Annotated in this window: 20 protein-coding genes; all 20 read left to right on the top strand. The window is 32.9% G+C overall.

Features of this window, described 5'->3' with window-relative positions:
* The first annotated feature begins 75 nt into the window (after positions 1–75).
* The 20 genes from BSO02S_RS13190 to BSO02S_RS13100 all read left to right on the top strand — a co-directional run bounded on the left by BSO02S_RS13190 (position 76) and on the right by BSO02S_RS13100 (position 20,593).
* Positions 76–1,902: a polysaccharide biosynthesis protein gene (locus BSO02S_RS13190; RefSeq protein ID WP_066067764.1), complete on the top strand. Its 1,827-nt coding sequence runs from the start codon at positions 76–78 to the stop codon at positions 1,900–1,902.
* An 89-nt stretch (positions 1,903–1,991) separates the two neighbouring features.
* Positions 1,992–3,143, top strand: a complete 1,152-nt coding sequence (locus tag BSO02S_RS13185) for a glycosyltransferase family 4 protein (protein WP_066067761.1) — start codon at positions 1,992–1,994, stop codon at positions 3,141–3,143.
* Complete coding sequence (locus tag BSO02S_RS13180) at positions 3,128–4,237, top strand: glycosyltransferase family 1 protein (RefSeq protein WP_066067758.1); 1,110 nt, start codon at positions 3,128–3,130, stop codon at positions 4,235–4,237. The genes BSO02S_RS13185 and BSO02S_RS13180 overlap by 16 nt, the downstream gene beginning before the upstream one ends.
* Positions 4,238–4,243: 6 nt before the next feature.
* Positions 4,244–5,128, top strand: coding sequence for a glycosyltransferase family 2 protein (locus BSO02S_RS13175; protein WP_066067755.1), 885 nt, complete (start codon positions 4,244–4,246; stop codon positions 5,126–5,128).
* Positions 5,129–5,174: 46 nt separating this feature from the next.
* Positions 5,175–6,248, top strand: coding sequence for an EpsG family protein (locus tag BSO02S_RS13170; RefSeq protein ID WP_066067752.1), 1,074 nt, complete (start codon positions 5,175–5,177; stop codon positions 6,246–6,248).
* A gap of 18 nt (positions 6,249–6,266) precedes the next feature.
* Positions 6,267–7,388 (top strand): glycosyltransferase family 1 protein, encoded by a 1,122-nt coding sequence (locus tag BSO02S_RS13165; protein WP_066067749.1) that lies wholly within the window; start codon positions 6,267–6,269, stop codon positions 7,386–7,388.
* A 25-nt stretch (positions 7,389–7,413) separates the two neighbouring features.
* Positions 7,414–8,616: a glycosyltransferase gene (locus BSO02S_RS13160; RefSeq protein ID WP_066067745.1), complete on the top strand. Its 1,203-nt coding sequence runs from the start codon at positions 7,414–7,416 to the stop codon at positions 8,614–8,616.
* Between the two features lie 33 nt (positions 8,617–8,649).
* Positions 8,650–8,805 (top strand): YwzD family small protein, encoded by a 156-nt coding sequence (locus BSO02S_RS28715; protein WP_483406935.1) that lies wholly within the window; start codon positions 8,650–8,652, stop codon positions 8,803–8,805.
* Positions 8,806–8,810: 5 nt separating this feature from the next.
* Complete coding sequence (locus BSO02S_RS13155; protein ID WP_066067740.1) at positions 8,811–9,425, top strand: sugar transferase; 615 nt, start codon at positions 8,811–8,813, stop codon at positions 9,423–9,425.
* Positions 9,422–10,087 (top strand): acetyltransferase, encoded by a 666-nt coding sequence (locus BSO02S_RS13150; RefSeq protein ID WP_066067736.1) that lies wholly within the window; start codon positions 9,422–9,424, stop codon positions 10,085–10,087. The genes BSO02S_RS13155 and BSO02S_RS13150 overlap by 4 nt, the downstream gene beginning before the upstream one ends.
* 28 nt (positions 10,088–10,115) lie before the next feature.
* Positions 10,116–11,246 carry a DegT/DnrJ/EryC1/StrS family aminotransferase gene (locus BSO02S_RS13145; protein WP_142303775.1) on the top strand — a complete coding sequence of 377 codons (1,131 nt, stop codon included), beginning with the start codon at positions 10,116–10,118 and terminating at the stop codon, positions 11,244–11,246.
* Between the two features lie 37 nt (positions 11,247–11,283).
* Entirely contained in the window at positions 11,284–11,628 is a 345-nt protein-coding gene (locus tag BSO02S_RS13140) for a helix-turn-helix domain-containing protein (RefSeq protein WP_066067982.1), read from the top strand.
* Between the two features lie 102 nt (positions 11,629–11,730).
* Positions 11,731–12,774 (top strand): glycosyltransferase family 2 protein, encoded by a 1,044-nt coding sequence (locus BSO02S_RS13135; protein ID WP_066067731.1) that lies wholly within the window; start codon positions 11,731–11,733, stop codon positions 12,772–12,774.
* A gap of 77 nt (positions 12,775–12,851) precedes the next feature.
* The gene (locus BSO02S_RS13130) at positions 12,852–13,988 is read left to right on the top strand and encodes a CDP-glycerol glycerophosphotransferase family protein (RefSeq protein ID WP_066067728.1); all 1,137 of its coding nucleotides are present in this window, start codon (positions 12,852–12,854) and stop codon (positions 13,986–13,988) included.
* Between the two features lie 17 nt (positions 13,989–14,005).
* Positions 14,006–14,422, top strand: a complete 417-nt coding sequence (locus BSO02S_RS13125) for an FAD synthase family protein (protein ID WP_066067725.1) — start codon at positions 14,006–14,008, stop codon at positions 14,420–14,422.
* Positions 14,423–14,462: 40 nt separating this feature from the next.
* Entirely contained in the window at positions 14,463–15,653 is a 1,191-nt protein-coding gene (locus BSO02S_RS13120; RefSeq protein ID WP_066067722.1) for a glycosyltransferase, read from the top strand.
* 30 nt (positions 15,654–15,683) lie between these two features.
* Positions 15,684–16,868 (top strand): glycosyltransferase, encoded by a 1,185-nt coding sequence (locus tag BSO02S_RS13115; protein WP_066067721.1) that lies wholly within the window; start codon positions 15,684–15,686, stop codon positions 16,866–16,868.
* Positions 16,869–16,980: 112 nt separating this feature from the next.
* The gene (locus tag BSO02S_RS13110; RefSeq protein WP_066067720.1) at positions 16,981–18,018 is read left to right on the top strand and encodes a glycosyltransferase; all 1,038 of its coding nucleotides are present in this window, start codon (positions 16,981–16,983) and stop codon (positions 18,016–18,018) included.
* Positions 18,015–19,556, top strand: coding sequence for a lipopolysaccharide biosynthesis protein (locus BSO02S_RS13105; protein ID WP_066067717.1), 1,542 nt, complete (start codon positions 18,015–18,017; stop codon positions 19,554–19,556). The genes BSO02S_RS13110 and BSO02S_RS13105 overlap by 4 nt, the downstream gene beginning before the upstream one ends.
* 65 nt (positions 19,557–19,621) lie before the next feature.
* Positions 19,622–20,593: a glucosamine inositolphosphorylceramide transferase family protein gene (locus BSO02S_RS13100; protein WP_066067716.1), complete on the top strand. Its 972-nt coding sequence runs from the start codon at positions 19,622–19,624 to the stop codon at positions 20,591–20,593.
* Positions 20,594–20,930 lie beyond the last annotated feature (337 nt).

Raw genomic sequence — 20,930 nt, 5'->3', positions numbered from 1 at the left:
CGAAGTTTACATAATTAACATTTTTATTTAAAAAAGGATTTTATTCATAAAAGTCCTTTATTAAAGGGGGATAATATGACTTACCGACAAAGATTATCATTATTTATTGTCATAGATTCATGTATTGTCTTAACGGCCATTTTCTTTAGCCGTTTCCTAGTTAATGGAACTTTCCATGTGATAACTTTTCCGATTGTTTTAAGTTCTATTATCATTTTATTAAGTCATTATTTCCTTTCCTTTAAATTTCATTTGTACAAAAAAGCCTGGGAATACGCCAGTGTTGGAGAGCTAATAAGTATTTTAAAGGTTATCACAATCTCCATCCTTATTGCAGCTGTTGTCCAGCAACTCATAGCTCGAGAAATACAGTTTCGCTTACTGACCGTAACGTGGTTACTCAATATGTCGTTTATCGGCGGTTCCCGTTTTTGTTGGAGAATGTTTCGGGATTCATACCTCAATAAAATCGGTAACAAAAAGAGAACACTAATTGTTGGGGCAGGATCAGCGGGAATGATGGTTGCAAGACAACTTCTAAAAAATAACGATGCTGATTTATTGCCAGTTGGTTTTATCGATGATGATGAAAAAAAGCATCGGCTTGATATTTTAGGATTACCAGTCATTGGAGGAATTAAAGAAATTGAAACTACCGTTATAGAATTGGAAATTAACAATATTGTCATTGCTATTCCCTCACTTAGTAAAAAGGAATTAAATATGATTTTTCAGGAATGCGCAAAGACAAGTGCAAAGACGCAAATTCTCCCCATGCTTGAGGACCTAATGACAGGAAAAGTATCTGTTAAACAATTTCGTGATGTTCAGGTAGAGGATCTACTGGGTAGAGAGCAAGTAGAGTTAGACATTAATAGTATCTCCGAAAATATCACAAATAAAGTTGTTTTAGTTACTGGAGCAGGGGGTTCGATTGGTTCAGAAATTTGCCGGCAAATTTCTAAGTTTAATCCCAAGCAATTAGTCTTACTTGGCCACGGTGAAAATAGTATTTATTCGATTGAAATGGAATTGAAAGGAACTTTCAAGAATTCAGAAATTGAATTTATTCCTGTGATTGCTGATTTGCAGGATGCAAAGAAGATGATGCTTGTGATGAGTACATATCAACCTAACACAGTCTATCACGCAGCTGCTCATAAGCACGTTCCACTTATGGAAGCTAATCCAGAAGAAGCCGTAAAAAATAATTTAATTGGAACCATGAATGCGGCCGAAGCGGCTAGTTGGAATGGGATAGAAACGTTTGTCATGATTTCAACCGATAAAGCAGTGAATCCTACAAGTGTCATGGGTGCAACTAAAAGGCTTGCCGAAATGATCATCCAGTATATGGACGGTGAAAGTGATACTAAATTTGTTGCCGTCCGATTTGGTAATGTTTTAGGAAGTAGAGGCAGTGTCATCCCTTTGTTTAAAAGACAAATTGAAAGTGGAGGACCTATCACGGTAACTCATCCCGATATGGTTCGTTATTTTATGACCATCCCGGAAGCATCGCGGTTAGTACTGCAAGCCGGCTCGCTTGCTAAAGGTGGAGAAATCTTCGTTTTAGATATGGGCGATCCAGTGAAAATTGTTGATTTGGCCAAGAATTTAATAAAACTTTCAGGAAATTCCATTGATGAAATTGGGATTGAATTCACCGGAATGAGGCCAGGGGAAAAGCTTTTTGAAGAATTATTAAAAGAAGATGAAGTTCACGAAGAGCAAATCTATCCGAAAATATATATTGGCAAAACATCTGAACTATATTTAGAGGAAATAGAAGAGATCATCTCAACTTACACGGATTTGGAACATGTAGAAATTAGAGAGCGCCTTATAAAGCTTGCTAACTATAAAGTAGTGACAAAACCCAAATTGTCTGTATCAGTTTAAAGTAGTGAAGTCAGCTATTAGATTATCTTTCAACCGTTCTGGAAAAGGAACTAATAAAGTAAGAGATTTAAAAGGTGGACTGATAGAAAATGCAAAGAAAAGTGTTGTTCTGTGCAACAGTTGATTATCATTTTAAGGCCTTTCATTTACCATACTTAAAATGGTTTAAAGATCAAGGATGGGAAGTACATGTTGCGGCATGCGGTGATATGAAACTTCCATATGTAGATAAAAAATATAATATACCCATTCAAAGGTCTCCAATAAATAAAGTAAATCTTAAAGCTTACAAAGAGCTAAAGGGAATTATTGATCAAAATCAATATAAGATCATTCATTGCCATACTCCTATGGGTGGGGTACTTGCACGTTTAGCAGCAAAGAATGCCCGAAAGCACGGAACAAAGGTAGTTTATACAGCGCATGGATTTCATTTTTGTAAAGGAGCACCACTGAAAAATTGGCTTCTTTATTATCCAATTGAAAAAGTCCTTTCCAGCCTTACAGATTGCCTGCTAACAATCAATCAGGAAGATTTTAATCTGGCAAAAAAACATCGTTTTAAGGCAGAATCCATCAAACATGTCCATGGCGTCGGGGTGAATACGGAGATTTTTAAACCAGTTAATCAAGCACAAAAGAATCATTTAAGAGAATCATTAGGATATCAACCTAATGAATTTTTACTGTTTTATGCGGCTGAATTTAATAAAAATAAGAACCAAAAATTATTGATTGAATCATTAGCCCTCATAAAAGATCAAGTTCAGAATGCAAGACTTTTATTAGCTGGTGAGGGGTTTTTATTGCAAGAATGCCAGGAACTTGCCCGAGAATTAAAGGTTGATAAAAGGGTTGACTTTCTTGGATATAGGAATGATATTGAGTTGCTGCTTAAGGTAAGTGATATTGCTGTTGCATCCAGTCTTAGAGAAGGACTTCCCGTAAACATAATGGAAGCAATGGCCTGCGGCTTGCCGGTAATTGCAAATGATAACAGGGGCCATAGAGAACTCATCATAAACAACAAAAACGGTTGGCTTATAAACAATAATTCAGTCGACTTTTCAAAAAAGATGGAGACTTTGGCACGAAATAATGACTTGAAATTTGAACTTGGAATACGAGGACGTAACATGATCGTAAACACGTATAGCATACAAAAAGTATTGGAAGAAAAAGGCGATATTTATCGACTATATATGGAAGAAATGGAGGGGGCAGTGTGGGCAGTCCATTAAGAATCTTGCATGTAGTTGTCAATATGAACCGCGGCGGTGCAGAAACCTTAATTATGAATCTGTATCGAAGTATTGATCGGACCAAGGTTCAATTTGATTTTTTAACATGTAAGGAAGGAGTATTTGATTCTGAAATTATTCAAATGGGCGGAAAAGTCCATAGAATTCCCTACATCACAGATGTGGGCCATTTCAAATATATAAAAGAGCTAAACAACTTTTTCTCTCTAAACAATGATTATAAAATTGTTCATTCACACATGGATAAGATGACTGGATTCGTTCTCCATGAAGCGAAAAAGGCGGGAATTCCAATTCGTATTTCTCATAGCCATAATACGAGTAGTGAGGGAGGGACAGCATCCAGAATTTATAAATGGGTTGCTGGAAATTTCATTCTTCCAAATGCAACCAACTTAATTGCCTGCTCAACGATTGCTGCGGAATGGTTATTTAAGGGTCATTCGCCCAAAACAAAAATCTTAAAAAATGGAATTGAGTGTAGTCAATTTGCATTTTCCGAAACGGTTAGAAAAGAAGTAAGAGAGGAATTGGGCATTGAAGAAAATGCATTTGTATTGGGACATGTAGGGAGATTTAACCATCAAAAAAATCACACATTCCTTGTTGACTTATTTGCAAAATTTAACAATATAAATAGGAAATCATTATTGTTATTGGTTGGGGATGGTTCACTAAGGTCAGATATTGAGAAGCAAGTAGAGGAATTAACATTAGACAACCAAGTCAGGTTTGTAGGAATCCGAAATGATATAAATCGAATCCTTCAAGCTTTTGATGTTTTTGTGTTCCCTTCTTTACACGAAGGATTGCCTGTTTCTCTTATTGAAGCACAAGCTTCGGGATTGCCTTGTGCCATATCGACTAATATTTCTAAAGAAGTCGACCTTGGCAGCAATTTGGTCGAATTCCTTTCATTAACTGAACAAGATTTATGGATACAAAAATTAATTCAAATTGCGTCCTCAAAATCCAGCAGAAAAATAGTATCAGATATCGTTGCGGAGCAGGGATATGATATTAGAGAAACTGCATGTAACATAGAGGACTTTTACTTAAGTATTTCGGGGTGAATCGAAATGAAAATGTTAACCATCTTTACTCCGACGTTTAATCGGGCATATTGTTTAGATAAATGTTATCAAAGCCTTGTTAACCAAACATCTAAAGATTTCGTTTGGTTAATTATTGATGACGGCTCAACCGATCACACAAAAGACCTGGTAAATCATTGGATTGCGGAGAAAAGAATAGAAATTCAATATCATTGGCAAGAAAACCAAGGTATGCATGGGGCACATAATACCGCCTATGAACTTATTAATACTGAATTAAATGTTTGTATTGACTCTGATGACTATATGCCAGAAGATGCGGTAGAAAAGATTGTTAGTTTTTGGAAAAAATACGGAAATAGCCAAATGAGTGGAATAATTGGCCTTGACGCTTTTAACGATAATAAAGTCATTGGCACAAAAATACCTGAACATTTGATAAGCTCTACTTTATTTGATTTATATTATAAACATGGTGTGATTGGTGATAAAAAGCTAGTCTATCGTACCGATTTAACAAAGGAGTTTCCATATCCAATCTTTAATAACGAAAAGTATGTAGGATTGGCCTATAAATACTACATGCTTGATAAGCAATATGAAATGCTTTTGTTGAATGAGGTTCTGTGCTGTGTGGAATACCTTCCAGACGGCTCATCGAATAATATGTTTAATCAGTATCGCAGGAATCCAAAAGGATTTGCTTTTTATCGAAAAGAACTAATGAAGCTGCCATTCACTAGTATATCGTTTAAATTTAGGCAGGCAATCCATTATGTTTCGAGCAGTTTGATGGTGAATAATCGGCGATTTCTAAAAGAGACCCCTATTAAAAGCCTTACATTTTTAGCTATCCCATTTGGAATATTATTGTACTTTTATATATCAAAATCATCAAGGAATGCATGATGATTCCCATTAGCTAAATTCAGTACTTCTGAAAGGATATATTTTTATGACTATTCTATGGATCAATCTTGCCATAGTTTTTATTTTGTCGTTTTTTTCAAGATATTTTGCCGTTCCTTCAACAGGTATGTATGCTTCCGTACCGATAAAACCGAATAAATTTTTAGCTTTTGGCGTTTTGCTGTCACTTGCAATGGTTTCAGGCCTTCGCTCTAATATTGGCGATACGTTCTTTTATAAGCATATTTACGAAACGAATAGTTTTACATGGAAATATATTGAATCTCAGAAAGATATGGGTTTTGGTGTTTTACAAAGGATCTTAAAACATTATTCTGATGATCCTCAGATTTTAATACTGACTACCGCTATTATTACAAATATCCTTATTTTTACTGTTTTGTATAAATACTCGAGAATGCTTGAACTAAGTACGTATGTATATATTACAGGTGGCTTATTTTTAGTTTCTATGAACGGAATGAGACAATGCCTGGCAGCGGCAATTGTATTTGCTGCAACCAAATTTTTAATTGATGGAAGCTGGAAGAGATACATGTTAGTTGTACTTTTTGCATCCACATTTCATGAAAGCGCCTTGGTGTTAATTCCGATTTACCTTCTAGTTCGATTTAAAGCATGGTCTAAGGCTACATTTATACTTTTATTTTTCGCTGTGGTGATTGTTATTGGATTTGATAAATTTTCAGCCGTATTATTTTCAGCCCTAGAAGATACCCAATATGGGCACTACCAAAACTTCAATGAAGGCGGGGCAAGCACGATGAGGGTGGCTGTGAATGGTGTACCCTTAGTAATCGCCTACTTTGGAAGAGAAAAACTGCGGAGAATATTCCCTGAAAGTGACTTTATTGTAAATATGGCTGTAATTGGATTTGTCTTCATGATTGTTTCAACGCAAAATTGGATATTCGCAAGATTTTCGATTTATTTCAGTTTATATCAATTAATCCTGATTTCTTGGGTTATAAAACTTATCAATAAGAAAGATCAGAGGGTTATTTATTATGCCCTATTAATCTGTTATTTTCTTTATTACTACTATGAAAGTGTTATATCCTTAAACATTATTTATAAAAGTAATTTCCTAATCTTTTAAATAGGGGGTGATAAACAAATGAATAAGGAGCCTAAAAGGATTTTACATATTGTCAGTTCAATGGAACGCGGCGGGGCGGAAACGTTAATTATGAATGTCTATCGAAATTTGGATAGAAGCAAAATCCAGTTTGACTTTATAACCCATTCAATTCAAAAAGGAGATTATGAGGATGAAATTTCAGAGCTTGGGGGAAAAATCTTTAAAATCGCCAGTTTAGGACAGCTTGGACCGTTTTTATATTTAAAAGAATTAATGAAGATAATGAAATCCAATGTTTTTGTTGCTGTACATTCCCATACAGACTATCAAAGCGGTTTCCCGGCATTAGCAGCAAAACTATGCGGCATTAAAAAGAGAATTTGCCATTCACATAGTACGAATTGGCAAAAAGGATACAGTCAAAAAGAAAAAATTACCCTTACTATTCTTCGATCCATTATAAGGGTTGGGGCAACTGATTATTGCAGCTGCAGCGAAGAAGCAGCCCAATTTTTATTTGGGAACCGAAAAGTTAACATCTTAAAAAATGGAATTGATCTAAACCAATTTGTAAGGAATAAAACGAGCGATCGAAAAAGTGTTATGGAAGAGCTAAAGCTGCCTGAAAGTGTCAAAATAATCGGACATGTTGGACGGTTCTCAGAATCAAAGAATCATATTTTTTTGTTAAAAGTCTTGAAGAAGTTAGTAGATCAGGATAATCGTTATGTCGCCTTATTAATTGGGGATGGTCCATTAAGAACGCAAATTGAAAAGGAAGCCGAAATGCTTGGCATTTTAAACCAGATAAGATTTTTGGGAGTTAGGGCGGACATTTCCAGACTAATGAACGCCTTCGATGTTTTTCTTTTTCCTTCAAAATTTGAAGGATTTGGCATTGTTACCATAGAGGCTCAATGTTCTGGAACTCCATGCGTGATTTCAGATACGGTTCCAAAAACAACCGATATGGGATTAGGCTTGGCTTCATTTGTCAGCCTAAATGCATGCTTTGAAGATTGGTGTACAAATATTAAAGAGGCACTCTCTATGGAAAGACCAGCTTCAAATATGATCCTGAAGGAAATTTCAAAGCGGGGCTACAATATTCAGAGTAATGTGAATGACTGGATTGAACTGTATGTGGTTAGTGGATAGATTCGTTAGAAGTGCGAGGTCCTAGATAATGAAAAAGAAAATACTCATCACATCATTTGATTTGGCAATCGGTGGTGTAGAAAGAAGTCTAATTGGTTTATTAGAGCAAATTGATTACAGTAAATATGATGTGGATTTAATGTTATTTAAACATGAAGGTGAATTTCTCTCCTTTTTACCCAAAGGCCCGACATTATTACCGGAAATTCCTGCTTATAAGACCTTCAGAATGTCAGTTTCACAAATTGTAAAAGAAAGGAACTTTCCCATTGCCATTTCAAGGGTTATGGCAAAGTATACAGGATCCTTTCAAGGGAAACTGAAAAAGATGGATGAACCTGGTTACCTTGTTATTCAATATGGTTGGGAAATGACTAATCCTTTTCTTCCAAAATTAAATGAAGAATATGATGTGGCCGTAGGTTTTCTATGGCCACATCATTTTATTGGGCAAAAAGTGAAAGCAAAAAGGAAGATAGGCTGGATTCATACAGATTATTCGAACATCCAGCTTAACAAGAAACTGGAAGTAAAGATGTGGAACAAGTTAGATAACATTGTTGCCGTTTCGGAAGAGTGTTCAAATACATTTTTGAAGATATTTCCGGACTTTAGGCCAAAAACAATGGTAATTGAAAATATTCTATCACCAGAGTTTATAAGAAAACAGGCAAATGAAGCTGTACCTCCAGAGATTAATAAAACTCCAGGGAAAACAATCCTTTTAACAGTTGGCCGGCTTTCTCATGCTAAAGGATTAGATCGTGCAGTAAAAGCATGTAAGAAATTATTGGATGATGGATACGATGTTGAATGGTATGTGGTTGGTTATGGTCCGCTTGAAGAGGAATTAAAGGTGCTGATTCAGCAACTAAATTTGTCTGACCGATTCTTTTTACTTGGAAAAAGGACAAATCCATATCCCTATATTAAGGCATGTGACATTTACGTACAGCCATCGAGGTATGAGGGGAAGGCTGTAACGATTAGAGAGGCACAAATATTAGGTAAGCCGGTTGTCATCACTAATTTTCCAACAGCGAAAAGCCAGGCACGTGATGGAGTCGATGCTCTTATCACTACTCAAGATATAAATGGGATTGTCGCTGGAATTAGAAGAGTAATAGAAGACAATATCCTTAGAAAAAAGTTAGTCTCAAATGTGCATTCAATCGATTATGGGAACGAGAGTGAAATTGAGAAATTATATTCGTTAATTGAATCATAAAAAATAATGGAGGCTTTAAGCGAGGTTTGAAAGGTGACAATATCAGAAACATTATCTCAGCAGAAATTTCAAGAAATTTTAACAAATATTTATTTAAAGGGTCAGGAATCAGAAAACATAAAGCTCATAGAATTAATTGAAGAAATTAAAGAACTAGTTTTGACAGATTATCATAATTATAGGGGATGACGGTAATGAAACGACTGTTTGATTTTGTAGTTTCATTCATATTATTCTTTTCCCTTTTCCCCATCTTTACCATTATTGCCTTGGTAGTTTGGTTGAAATTGGGATCGCCAATCATATTTAAGCAGCAGCGCCCTGGATTATATGGGAGACCTTTTACCCTTTATAAATTTCGAACGATGACAGATAAAAAAGATCGTAATGGTTATTTATTGCCTGACACTATTAGGCTAACACATTTTGGGAAATTCCTAAGAAAATATAGTTTAGATGAGTACCCTCAGTTAGTAAATGTACTTAAAGGAAACATTAGTTTGGTTGGACCAAGGCCGCTATTAATGGAATATCTTCCATTATATACAGAAGATCAAGCAAAGCGGCATTATGTTCGACCAGGCATCACAGGTTGGGCACAAGTAAATGGAAGGAATACAATCACGTGGGAAGAAAAGTTTAAATTAGATGTTTGGTATGTAAACAATCATTCCTTATTACTTGATATAAAAATCTTACTTTTAACTATATATAAAGTAATAAGATCGGAAGGCATAAATCAATCTGGAAACGCAACAATGGAAAGCTTTACAGGATCGAATTCAACGGTGAGAGGGGAGCATGGATGAAATTTGCCGTTATTGGTTATGGAGGTCATAGTAAAGTCATTTGCGAACTAATTTTATCCCAAAAGGGAAATGAAATTATTGGATACTTCGATGACAAATTTGAAGAAATAAGACTAATAGAAAATACCTATTTTGGCCCTGTCTTGTCAGCGAAAAGAATGGCTGATTATTTTCATGAAATAAAGTTTGTCATCGCAATAGGAAATAATAAAGCAAGAAAAGCCATTGCTAACAAATTAGACATTCTTGAAAAGTATTATGCAACTGTCATTCATAAATCAGCTATCATTAGCCCTACTGCAAAGATTGGAAACGGTTCAGTCGTCATGCCTAATTCAGTCATAAATGCTGATACAGAAATTGGACTTCATGCCATCATAAATACTGGCTCAATTATCGAGCATGACAGTATAGTCGGAGATTTTGTCCATGTGTCACCAGGGGTGACACTTACAGGAGCCGTTCATTTAGATGAAGGGGTTTCGATAGGAGCAGGTTCCACGATTATTCCAAATAGGAAGGTTGGAAAATGGTCGGTTATTGGAGCAGGAGCAACGGTAATTAATGATATTCCGGCATTTTGCACAGCTGTCGGTGTTCCTGCAAGAATTAGTAAAGTTAATGAGGAAGAGGGTGAATTAATTGATAAACACAGCATATAAAAGCAGAATTTTCCTTTCTTCACCACATATGAGTGGGAATGAGCAAAAGTATATTAATGAAGCATTTGAAACTAATTGGATCGCACCTCTTGGCCCCAATGTTGATGAGTTTGAAAAAGGAATAGCCGATTATGTAGGAGTCAATGAAGCTGTCGCCGTTAGTTCAGGCACTGCAGCAATTCATTTGGCTCTTTCTTTATTAGGTGTAAAAAACGGCGACAAAGTTTTTTGTTCTAGTCTCACTTTTGTTGCAAGTGCAAACCCGATCATCTATCAGGGGGCAGAACCGGTTTTTATCGATTCTGAGCCAGAAACTTGGAACATGTCACCACAAGCACTAGAAAAGGCATTTAAGGATACTTCTCCCGAGGGAATTCCAAAAGCGGTCATTGTTGTGAACTTATATGGGCAAAGTGCAAAAATGGATGAGATTCTATCTATTTGTAATCGATATAGTGTTCCGGTAATCGAAGATGCTGCAGAATCCCTTGGTTCAACCTATAAAGGAAGAGCAAGCGGGACATTTGGGAAGTTTGGAATTTATTCATTTAACGGCAACAAAATTATCACTACTTCTGGTGGCGGCATGCTCATTTCGAATGACACGGAGGTTTTAAGAAGAGCCCGTTTTCTTGCTACTCAAGCTCGTGACCCTGCGCCACATTATCAGCATAGTACTATCGGGTTTAATTATCGATTGAGCAATATTTTAGCAGGTGTAGGAAGGGCCCAATTGCACGTTCTAGAGAATCGAGTAGAAGCAAGAAGATTAATATTTAAACGTTATTATCAGGAATTGGCTCATTTCACTGGAATTTATTTCATGCCGGAATTGAAAAATACCCACTCTAATCGTTGGCTTACAGCTTTGACGATAAATGAACAAGAGACAGGCATTTCGGTAAAAGAATTGTTACAGATTTTGATAGAAGAAAATATTGAAGCCCGCCCGGTTTGGAAGCCACTTCATATGCAGCCGATATTCGAAGGGGTGAAATACTATCCGCACAATGAAAGAGAAAATATCTCGGAACATTTATTTGAAAATGGGCTCTGTCTTCCTTCCGGGTCTAACATGACTGAAGAGGACCAATATAGGGTCATAAATTGTATAAAAAAGGCGATAAATCAAGTGAATGATAAAAAGAGCTGTATCTAATCAAATAAAATTTGAAGACAAAACGGGGTATGGGTTCATGATAGGGAAAAAAATATTCGAGATACGAAAGCGAAGGGGATATACATTATCGGAGCTCGCTGAACGTGCTAATGTTTCAAAATCTTATTTAAGTAATATTGAGCGGAATATAAATCAGAATCCCTCAATTCAAGTGATAAAAAAAATTGCTTCTGTGTTGGATGTAGATCTTAGAGCATTACTGGAGACGGAATCATCCATAAAGGAGAAAGAACTACCTGATCAAGAACTAATTGATTTAGTAAATGAATTAAAAGAATCCGGAATTGAGAAAATTGAAGAATTTAAAACATTAATTGAATTTATTAAGTGGCAGAATCTGAATATAGATGCAAAAAAGTAGTCTTTTAAAATTAAGTGCTTAATATCTTTCGAGATTTCTGGATCTGGCCGCTTTCACCATTTCCTTTATTAATCTAAAACATTTAAAGTAGGCGGATGCATATTGAATCAAAAAGTAAGTGTGGTTGTCCCAATATACAAGGTTGAAAAATATCTTGCTAGATGTATAGTAAGTATTTTGAATCAGACATATACAAATCTAGAAATTATTTTAATTAACGATGGATCACCAGATAATTGCGGCACCATTGCAAAGGAGTATGCAAATATAGATAGTCGTGTCAGGGTTGTTCACAAAGAAAATGGTGGATTGTCGGATGCTCGGAATTATGGCATGCAATATGTAACGGGAGTATATACCCTATTTGTTGACAGTGATGATTGGTTAGATAGAAATATGATTAAGGAACTGGTTCAAATAAGTGGTGCATATCAAGCCGAGGTAGTCCAGTCGGCTTTTTATTATGCGTATGAGGATTACCTTTTATTCGACAACAGGTATGATCATCAGAAAACTTACCCGCTAGTTTTAGATAATAAATCACTTATGTATGAACTTGTAAGAAACAACGTAGTGAAAAACTTTGCCTGGGGGAAGCTTTATAAAACAAAATTCATTAAAGACATTCCATTTAAAAAGGGAGTATTGTTCGAGGACGTATTTTGGGCCCATCAAGTGATGAAGCAGGTGAAAACCTTTGTTTGTATAACCAACCCTCTTTATTTTTATGTGCAAAGAGAAGATAGTATCGTAGCCAATTATTCTCTGAAAAATTTGGATATTATTAAAGGATTAAAAGAAAGACATCGTTTTATTGAAGAGTATTACCCGGATTTTACCGATGAATCATATAAAGTAATCTTAAAAACCAATTTAATTCATTATAATCTGCTTTTAAAGAACAGGAAAAAAGATAAAGGTGGTTTACATAGGAAAGAAATACACCACTACATTAAAGATAATTATAATGAACTAAAAAAAGCAATAGAAGGTGATAAAAGCTTGAAAAGAGAGCTGTTCATGTTCGTGATTCATCCATATTTAAACGTATTTTCCTTGGCAATAAAAAAGGTGTTAAGAAAAGTAAAAATGATTCCGCAACCGATAGGATTAAAACGGATTGAATTATCAATTGACACACAATGATGCAAATTTAATATTTCGAAAGTATAGCACCTCTTGGAAAGGAGATGCTTTTTATTCTTTTTTGGGGGCGTTAAAAATTGTTAAAAAGATATTTGGCTTTAGGTGTTATTTATATCCTAAACTGCCTTCCTATTAAGAAAAATAAGATCTTCTTGTTTAGTTATTATGGAAGCCAATACGGGGATAGTCCTAAATATATAACGGAATATATTTTAAAAAGTTATCCCAAAGGTAAATTTGATGTAGTCTGGGCCTTCAATGATCTTATGAATAAAGAGCATTTAAGTGGTTTTCGAAAAGTGAAGACAATGTCATTAAAATATTTTTATGAATTATGTACATCTAAAGTCATTGTTACGAATTTTAGAACCACTGATCTATTTGTAAAAAGAAAGGGCCAGTATTATATACAAACATGGCATAGTTCTTTGCGTTTAAAACAAATCGAAAAGGATGCTGAGTGTTCCCTTCCGCATCAATATGTTGAAATGGCCAAAAAAGATTCATTAAAATGCGATCTTTTATTATCTGGATGTGAATATAGTACAAAAATTTTCAAAAGGGCTTTCTGGTATGAGGGAGAAATCTTTGAAAGTGGAACACCAGCTAATGATCTATTATTTAATCCCGGTTTGGATGTTAGGAAAACTGTACTTGAAAGGTTAAAACTTTCTACTGATATAAAAATCGCATTGTATGCTCCAACCTTTAGAAAAGATGGTGATATTTCAGTATATGATCTGAACCTAAATCAAGTTATAGAGTCCTTAACCCAAAAGTTTGGGGGAAAGTGGTTCTTATTATTAAGGCTACATCCTCACTTATCATTAGTTTCAAAGAAAATTAAAAGTTCAAAGAATATCATCAATGTTACACAATATGATGATGTTCAAGAACTAATGTATGCTTCAGATATACTTATTACAGATTACTCCTCTGTAATGTTTAGCTTCCTATTAACTAAAAAACCATGTTTTCTTTATGTTCCGGATTTGAAATCCTATATTGAAAATGATAGAAGACTCTATTTTGATATTAAGGAGTTACCATTTACCAGCGCTATAACAAATGAAGAGATTAAAAGAAATATAAGGGAATTTAGTTTTGAAGGTTATGAAGAGGGTGTTTCCAAAATGTTAAAGATAATAAATTCGTTTGAAGATGGAAATGCTTGTGAAAAGTTACTTAATAAGATTGAAAAAGAAATTGGATAATATGGGAGAGAATCTTAATGAAAAAATATAATATAGGCTATACCACAGGCGTATTCGATCTATTTCATGTGGGGCACTTAAATATACTAAAAAAATCGAAGGAGCTTTGTAACTACCTGATTGTTGGAGTTAGTACAGATGAATTGGTTCAAAGTTATAAACGTAAAATTCCCGTTATCTCTTTAGAAGATAGAATTAAGATTGTAGAGTCTATTAAGTATGTAGATGAAGTTGTTGTTCAAAAAACTATGGATAAGTTAAATTCTTGGGAGCACCTTAAATTTGAAGTTATGTTCCATGGTGATGATTGGAAAGATTCCCCTATGTGGAAGGAATACGAAGGGGGATTTAATAAGATTGGAGTTGATTTAGTCTATTTTCCTTATACTAAGAAAACCTCAACTACAATTTTAAAACAAAAAATAATAATATAGGGTAGTAAATTATTAAATTCATTTATGGGAGATTCGGAAGATGAGAAAAAATTTATTATTTGTTATTGACTCATTAGTAGCTGCTGGGGCAGAAAAGAGTCTTGTAACTTTATTGTCAATGTTAGACTACTCGGAGTATTCAGTCGATTTAATGCTTTTTGGACATGGTGAATTATTAGAAGAATTAGTTCCAAAAGAGGTTAAAATACTAGAACCATTAAGGTATACAAAGTTTTCAGAACAAAGTTTGGGGAAATCTTTAATACTATCATTGAAAAGATTTAAGTTCAGTATGTTTATATCAAGACTTAAATACTCGATAGGAATTCGAAGGAAAAAATATACTAATGCTCAAAAAGCTAGGATATATTGGGAGAGTGTTTCCAAGGTTATCGAAGCTAATCCTAAAAACTATGATATCGCTATCAGCTACGCACAGGGGGTTCCAACTTTTTATGTAGCAGAAAAAATAATAGCAAAGAAAAAATTTGCATGGGTAAATGTGAGTTATGAATTGAATGGTATAGATAAAGAATTTCAAAAAAACTTTTATGATCAATTTGAAAAAATTGTTGCAGTATCTGAATCGGCTAAAGAGATTCTTCTTAAAACCTTTCCATATTATTCTGAAAAAGTGAAAGTTATATATGACATTAATAATGCTCAATTTATCTCCAAAATGGCGGAAATTGGAGAGTGTTATGATGATCAATTTGACGGAATTCGAATACTTACTATAGGTAGGCTAGCCAGGCAAAAAGGATATGATATAGCACTGGAGGCGTGTAAAAAACTTAAACAAAATAATATTAAATTTAGATGGTATATATTAGGAAAGGGGCCTTTGAAGGAAGAAATAGTAAAATACATTAAGGAAAATGACTTGACGGAGCATTTTGTTTTATTGGGGGTAACTGCTAATCCATACCCATATATTAAGAACTGTGATATTTATGTTCAAACATCACGATTTGAAGGATTTGGTCTTGCAATCGCTGAAGCAAGGATGCTAAATGTACCAGTGGTAACAACAGAATTTGACGCTGTTTATAACCAAATGGTTGATGGGAAAAATGGACTTGTAGTTAATATGAATGCAGAAGAGGTTTGTAATGGTATTGTAAAATTGATCAATGATCAACAACTAAAAGAAGAAATTGTTGATTATTTGCAAACAGAAAAGAAAGGGAATATTGAAGAAATAGAAAAATTTTATCAGTTAATAGGTTAACTATGAAATAAATATAGGGTGGGTAAATTAATGAAGATAAAACTACTATTTATGCTGATAAATATGAATGTGGGTGGAACTGAAAAGGCATTACTTAACATGTTGTCAGAGATACCAAAGGATAAATTTGATGTAACAATTTTAATGCTAGAGGAATATGGAGGATTTTTAAATTTTATTCCAAAGGAGGTTAATATCAAGTATTTTAATGATTATAAAAAGATAAAAGAAGTTCTTAATGATCCCCCCCATTTAACTGCATTAGCTTCCCTGAAAAAAGGTAAAGTTGTGAAAGCTTTTAACATAATGTTCTTACATATAATTTCTAAATTAATAAATGATAGAAGTAGCTTTTTTAAATATCTTTTAAATTCCTATCATGGAGTAGATGAAGAATATGATATTGCTGTAGCTTATGATGGACCAATGGACTTCATAAGCTATTTTGTTTTGAATAGGGTAAAAGCGAAAAGGAAAATTCAATGGATACATTTTGATGTAACAAAAATAGGATTTAATTCACATTTTGCTTCTAAAATTTATAATAAATTCGATAAAGTTTTTGTGGTCTCTGAAGAGGCCAAAAAGAAATTGATAAGTTTAGTACCTTCGATAAAGGATAAAACAGATTTATTTTCCAATATTGTTTCATCCAAATTAATATATAGCCAATTAAATAAAGGTAATGGTTTTAAGGATGAATTTGATGGGATAAGGATATTAACTGTTGGAAGGTTAACTATAGAAAAGGGCCAGGACTTGGTAATACGAGTGTTAGCAAGATTAATAAATGATGGTTTCAAGGTAAATTGGTATTGTCTAGGAGATGGGAGTTTAAGAGAAAAGTATCAAAAGTTAGTAGAAGAGAATAATCTACAAGAAAAGTTTATTTTTTTAGGTGCTGACCCAAATCCGTACCCTTTCATAAAGCAGTGTGATATTTATGTTCAACCATCTAGACATGAAGGGTATTGTATATCACTAGCAGAAGCTAGATGTTTAACTAAACCTATTGTTACCACAGATTTTACTGGAGCCAAGGAACAGATAAAAAATGGGGAAACTGGTCTTATTGTGGGAGTTAACGAAGAAGAAATTTATGATGCAGTATTAAAATTGATAAACAGTTATGATTTGCGAAAAAAATTAACCAATAATTTAGCAAAAGAAAACTTTGACTCAACTTCAGAAGTATTAAAATTTTATAGTATTTAATTAAATTAAACAATTAATAAAATTCAAAAATTTAATTTTTGACGAAAGGCTTTTTAGACTTTAAAAAACTTATGACTTTGCAATTGTTAATTAATAATGAAAGGAGAAAAATATGCCGAAATTAAGTGTTATTGTCCCAATCTATAATGTCGAAGAATTTTTACCAAATTGTATAGATTCTATTTTAGAGCAAACATTTACGAATTTCGAACTTATTCTTGTAAATGATGGGTCACCTGATAACTGTGGAAAAATATGTGACTTCTACGCCAAAAAGGATAACCGGATCAATGTAATACATAAGACCAACGGCGGAGTTTCCTCAGCTCGCAATATTGGTATTGAAATTTCTAAAGGCGAGTATATAGCATTTGTAGACCCAGATGATACCATTGAACCAAATATGTATGATGTTTTATTAAAAGCTGCAATAAAATATGAAGCAGACATTGTTGTATGTCCATATAATTCGATAAATCTAATTGATAATACTACGTCTATATCTTCTGTATGGAATAACGGTAATTGTTCAATAAATAAAGAAACGATACACAAACAATTATTGCCGTTGATTTTAGTTGATAAAACTTATAGTTTAATATCTAGTGTAAACAAGGTTTATAAAAAATCAGTACTAGATTCGCTTAATATTAAGTTCGACGAAAATAAATATCATAGTGAAGATGAAAGATTTAATATTCTATTACTAACAATGATAAAAAAATTAGTGTGCATTGAAAAACCATTTTATAACTATTTCATTCGTAAAAGGGACTCTTTAACAAGGATACTAAGAGAGAATTTATATAAGGAATACGTACTAGATAATAAAAATTTTAAGATTGGCCTATGTAAAAAATATGGGTTACAAGATTATATTGATAAAGTAAGGAATTACTATATAGGAGTAACGCTATTACATATACAAAATGTAATAAGCAGAAATATACCAAATAAACATAAAAGTAAAATTATTTCAGAAATATTGAATGATAATGAATTTAATGAAGATATGATTAATTATAAATTCACAACGAATTATGGCAAGTTATTAAAAATTATTTGTATTTATAGAAAAGCAAGTTTATTACTATTCATTATTAACCTTCGAATAAAATTAAACGATTTAAAAAAAGGTAGGGGAAAATGAGATCAATAAATTCAATTAAAAATATTTCAATAAGTGTATTTTCCCAATTAATTATTGTCTTATTAGGTTTTATTTCAAGGAAAGTGTTTCTTGATAGCCTAGGAGTCCACTTCCTAGGAGTAAACGGATTACTGGAAAGTGTTTTATCCATACTGGGATTAGTTGAAAGTGGAATAGGAACAAGTATTGTATATCATCTTTACAAACCATTAGCAGAAAATAATAGGCCTAAAATAATTGCACTTATAAAATTATATAAAAAAGCATACGCAGTAATTGCGATAATTGTTTTTGTATTAAGTATTATTCTATACCCTTTCTTAGTGAAATTACTGAAGGATAGTGGTTCAATTTCTTATATTACTATAGTTTACTTCATTTTTGTTGCTAAAAATATGACTTATTATTTGAATGCACATAAAGTAGCATTAATTAATGCAGATCAAAAAGGATATGTATTAATAAAGGTGAATTTCGGGTTCCAGGTAATAACAACAATTGCCAAAATTATTGTTTTAATTAATACTGGGAATTTTCTACTTTATTTAATAATAGAACTAACTCTATATATAATACAAAATGTTGTTTATGGAAGAATTGTAGAAAAACGATATTCTTATATTAAAACAAAAGAAACCTTTAATACTGAGAAGGGAGAAAAAGAAAACATAATAAAAAACGTAAAGGCATTATTTTTCCACAATATAGGCACATACATTGTATTTGGCACTGATAATATATTAATTTCATCATTTATAGGTATTACAACTGTTGGAATCTACTCAAACTACTCTATGATAATAGGACAATTAGGGTTTCTTGTATCCCCATTATTAAGCGGTATTGGGGCAAGTGTGGGTAATTTAATAGCCATAGAAAGTAAGAGAAAGATGTATGAGGTTTTTAAAATAACATATTTAATGAATTTTTGGATTTTTTCACTATGCGTAATATTTTTATATAATCTTTTAGAACCATTTATAAATTGGTGGCTTGGAAAAGGATATATATTGGATTCCTTAACATTTTTAGTGCTATTGGTTAATTTTTATATAACAGGGCTGAGGTCAGCAATATTAATATTTAAAGCAAAGGGAGGAATATTTGTTCAGGATAAGTACATACCATTAGTCGAAGCTACTATAAATCTAGTATTATCATTAATTTTAGTAAATTATTTAGGTCTAGCTGGGATTTTTATAGGGACGACTGTAAGTACTCTTACAACTGTATTTTGGAATGCTCCTCGGTTGGTATATAAGCATATTTTTAATATTCCTGTTTGGTCTTATTATTTTAAATATATTATGTTTACAACTTTAACAATAATAACGTGTGTAATAACCAAATATATTTGTAATTTTCTTGTAGAAGGTAATGGTCTTTTATCTTTAATCGAAAAAGGGATTATCTGTTTATTAATCCCAAATATAGTTTATTTTATTTTATTTTATAGAAGTGAAGAATTTCGATATATTCTAAGTACTGCAAATAATGTAATATTCAGATTAAGAATGAAATTAAAATCAGCAGGCTAATATTAAAAAAGATAAAAAAATGGGAAAATGCAAAAAAAGTGAAATCAACATAGGGAGGCTTTTCAATGGGAATATTCTTTAAGGGTTTTATTACTAGGGAAATAACTTTAGGAATTTGGTCGATTAAGGTAATAAACTCAACTAAAATGATATCCCAACCTTTAAATGAGAGCAGCTTGTCGGAGCCTACCCTTCAGGCGTCAGATGTCACAGATGTTCCTGCGGAATTTATTGCGGATCCATTCATTATTGCTCATGACTCTAGGTACTATATGTTTTTCGAGGTTCTTGATAAATCAACAAATAAAGGGGTAATAGGATTAGCATCAAGCGGAAATGGAGAAGAATGGAAATATGAAAGAATCGTTCTTCAAGAGAAATACCATTTATCTTACCCCTATGTATTTAAGTATAATAATCAATTTTATATGATTCCAGAATCATGCGAAGCTAACGGTGTTTTATTATATAAATCAAAAGGTTTTCCTTATAAATGGGAAAAGACATGCGAATTAATTAAGGGAAAATATGTAGACTCAAGCATATTTCATTATAATAATAAATGGTGGATGTTTACAAGCAAAAGTGGTAAATTACATTTATTTTTTTCCGATAAACTTGAGGGAAATTGGACAGAGCACCCTAAGAGTCCTCTTATTTCAGATAACTATAGTATTACTAGACCTGGAGGTAGAGTTATTGTAGAGGGGGGAAACATTTTTAGGTACACTCAAGATGGGACCCCAATTTACGGAAGTGCTGTAATAGTATTTAAAATTACCAAACTTTCTGAATTAGAATATGAAGAAGAAAAGATCAATTTGATTTTAAGTGGTTCGAAAAGGAAGATTGATTGGAGAAAAGACGGAATGCATACCATTGACCAGTTAAAAATAACAGATAATAAATGGTTAATAGCTGTAGATGGTCATAAAATAGAGAAACGTAATTATTTTAGATGGAAATTAGATTCAATTATTTCAAAGTATATTTTGAAAAAGAAAAATATAAGATTAAAGTCGAGGACAAGGCCTTAGTATTAATTTTAAAGCACTATTTATTTATGTTAGAATTTTATCAGAGGAAAATTTAAATAATCCCCCCCTAAAATGAAAGTATTTGATATTATATTAACTTTAATGAGTATCTCCATTACTCAGAATGATGATTTCCAAAAACGAATGTTTGGCAAAAATAGAGTCAAACAAGCTTTTGAAAATTTTTTAAGAGAAGACACCAACAAACGTGTGGCGATTATTTATTCTGAGCTAGTGGAATAATCATGTTAATATTTTTGGGGAATAAAGGATTTGTGAATGGCGTATTCATTCTAATTCCAATTTGTATTTCGCTTATTTTAGCAACATTTATTTC

The organism is Neobacillus soli NBRC 102451, from assembly GCF_001591665.1.
In the GTDB taxonomy this organism is placed as follows: Bacteria; Bacillota; Bacilli; order Bacillales; family Cytobacillaceae; genus Neobacillus; species Neobacillus soli.
This window is presented reverse-complemented; position numbering and strand designations above follow the sequence as displayed.

Bases quoted from the DNA above. Each gene is read 5' to 3' on its own strand.
- BSO02S_RS13190 (WP_066067764.1), top strand. From the start codon at position 76: ATGACTTACCGACAAAGATTATCATTATTTATTGTCATAGATTCATGT.
- BSO02S_RS13185 (WP_066067761.1), top strand. From the start codon at position 1,992: ATGCAAAGAAAAGTGTTGTTCTGTGCAACAGTTGATTATCATTTTAAG.
- BSO02S_RS13175 (WP_066067755.1), top strand. From the start codon at position 4,244: ATGAAAATGTTAACCATCTTTACTCCGACGTTTAATCGGGCATATTGT.
- BSO02S_RS13170 (WP_066067752.1), top strand. From the start codon at position 5,175: ATGACTATTCTATGGATCAATCTTGCCATAGTTTTTATTTTGTCGTTT.
- BSO02S_RS13165 (WP_066067749.1), top strand. From the start codon at position 6,267: ATGAATAAGGAGCCTAAAAGGATTTTACATATTGTCAGTTCAATGGAA.
- BSO02S_RS13155 (WP_066067740.1), top strand. From the start codon at position 8,811: ATGAAACGACTGTTTGATTTTGTAGTTTCATTCATATTATTCTTTTCC.
- BSO02S_RS13150 (WP_066067736.1), top strand. From the start codon at position 9,422: ATGAAATTTGCCGTTATTGGTTATGGAGGTCATAGTAAAGTCATTTGC.
- BSO02S_RS13145 (WP_142303775.1), top strand. From the start codon at position 10,116: ATGAGTGGGAATGAGCAAAAGTATATTAATGAAGCATTTGAAACTAAT.
- BSO02S_RS13140 (WP_066067982.1), top strand. From the start codon at position 11,284: ATGATAGGGAAAAAAATATTCGAGATACGAAAGCGAAGGGGATATACA.
- BSO02S_RS13125 (WP_066067725.1), top strand. From the start codon at position 14,006: ATGAAAAAATATAATATAGGCTATACCACAGGCGTATTCGATCTATTT.
- BSO02S_RS13120 (WP_066067722.1), top strand. From the start codon at position 14,463: ATGAGAAAAAATTTATTATTTGTTATTGACTCATTAGTAGCTGCTGGG.
- BSO02S_RS13115 (WP_066067721.1), top strand. From the start codon at position 15,684: ATGAAGATAAAACTACTATTTATGCTGATAAATATGAATGTGGGTGGA.
- BSO02S_RS13110 (WP_066067720.1), top strand. From the start codon at position 16,981: ATGCCGAAATTAAGTGTTATTGTCCCAATCTATAATGTCGAAGAATTT.
- BSO02S_RS13105 (WP_066067717.1), top strand. From the start codon at position 18,015: ATGAGATCAATAAATTCAATTAAAAATATTTCAATAAGTGTATTTTCC.
- BSO02S_RS13100 (WP_066067716.1), top strand. From the start codon at position 19,622: ATGGGAATATTCTTTAAGGGTTTTATTACTAGGGAAATAACTTTAGGA.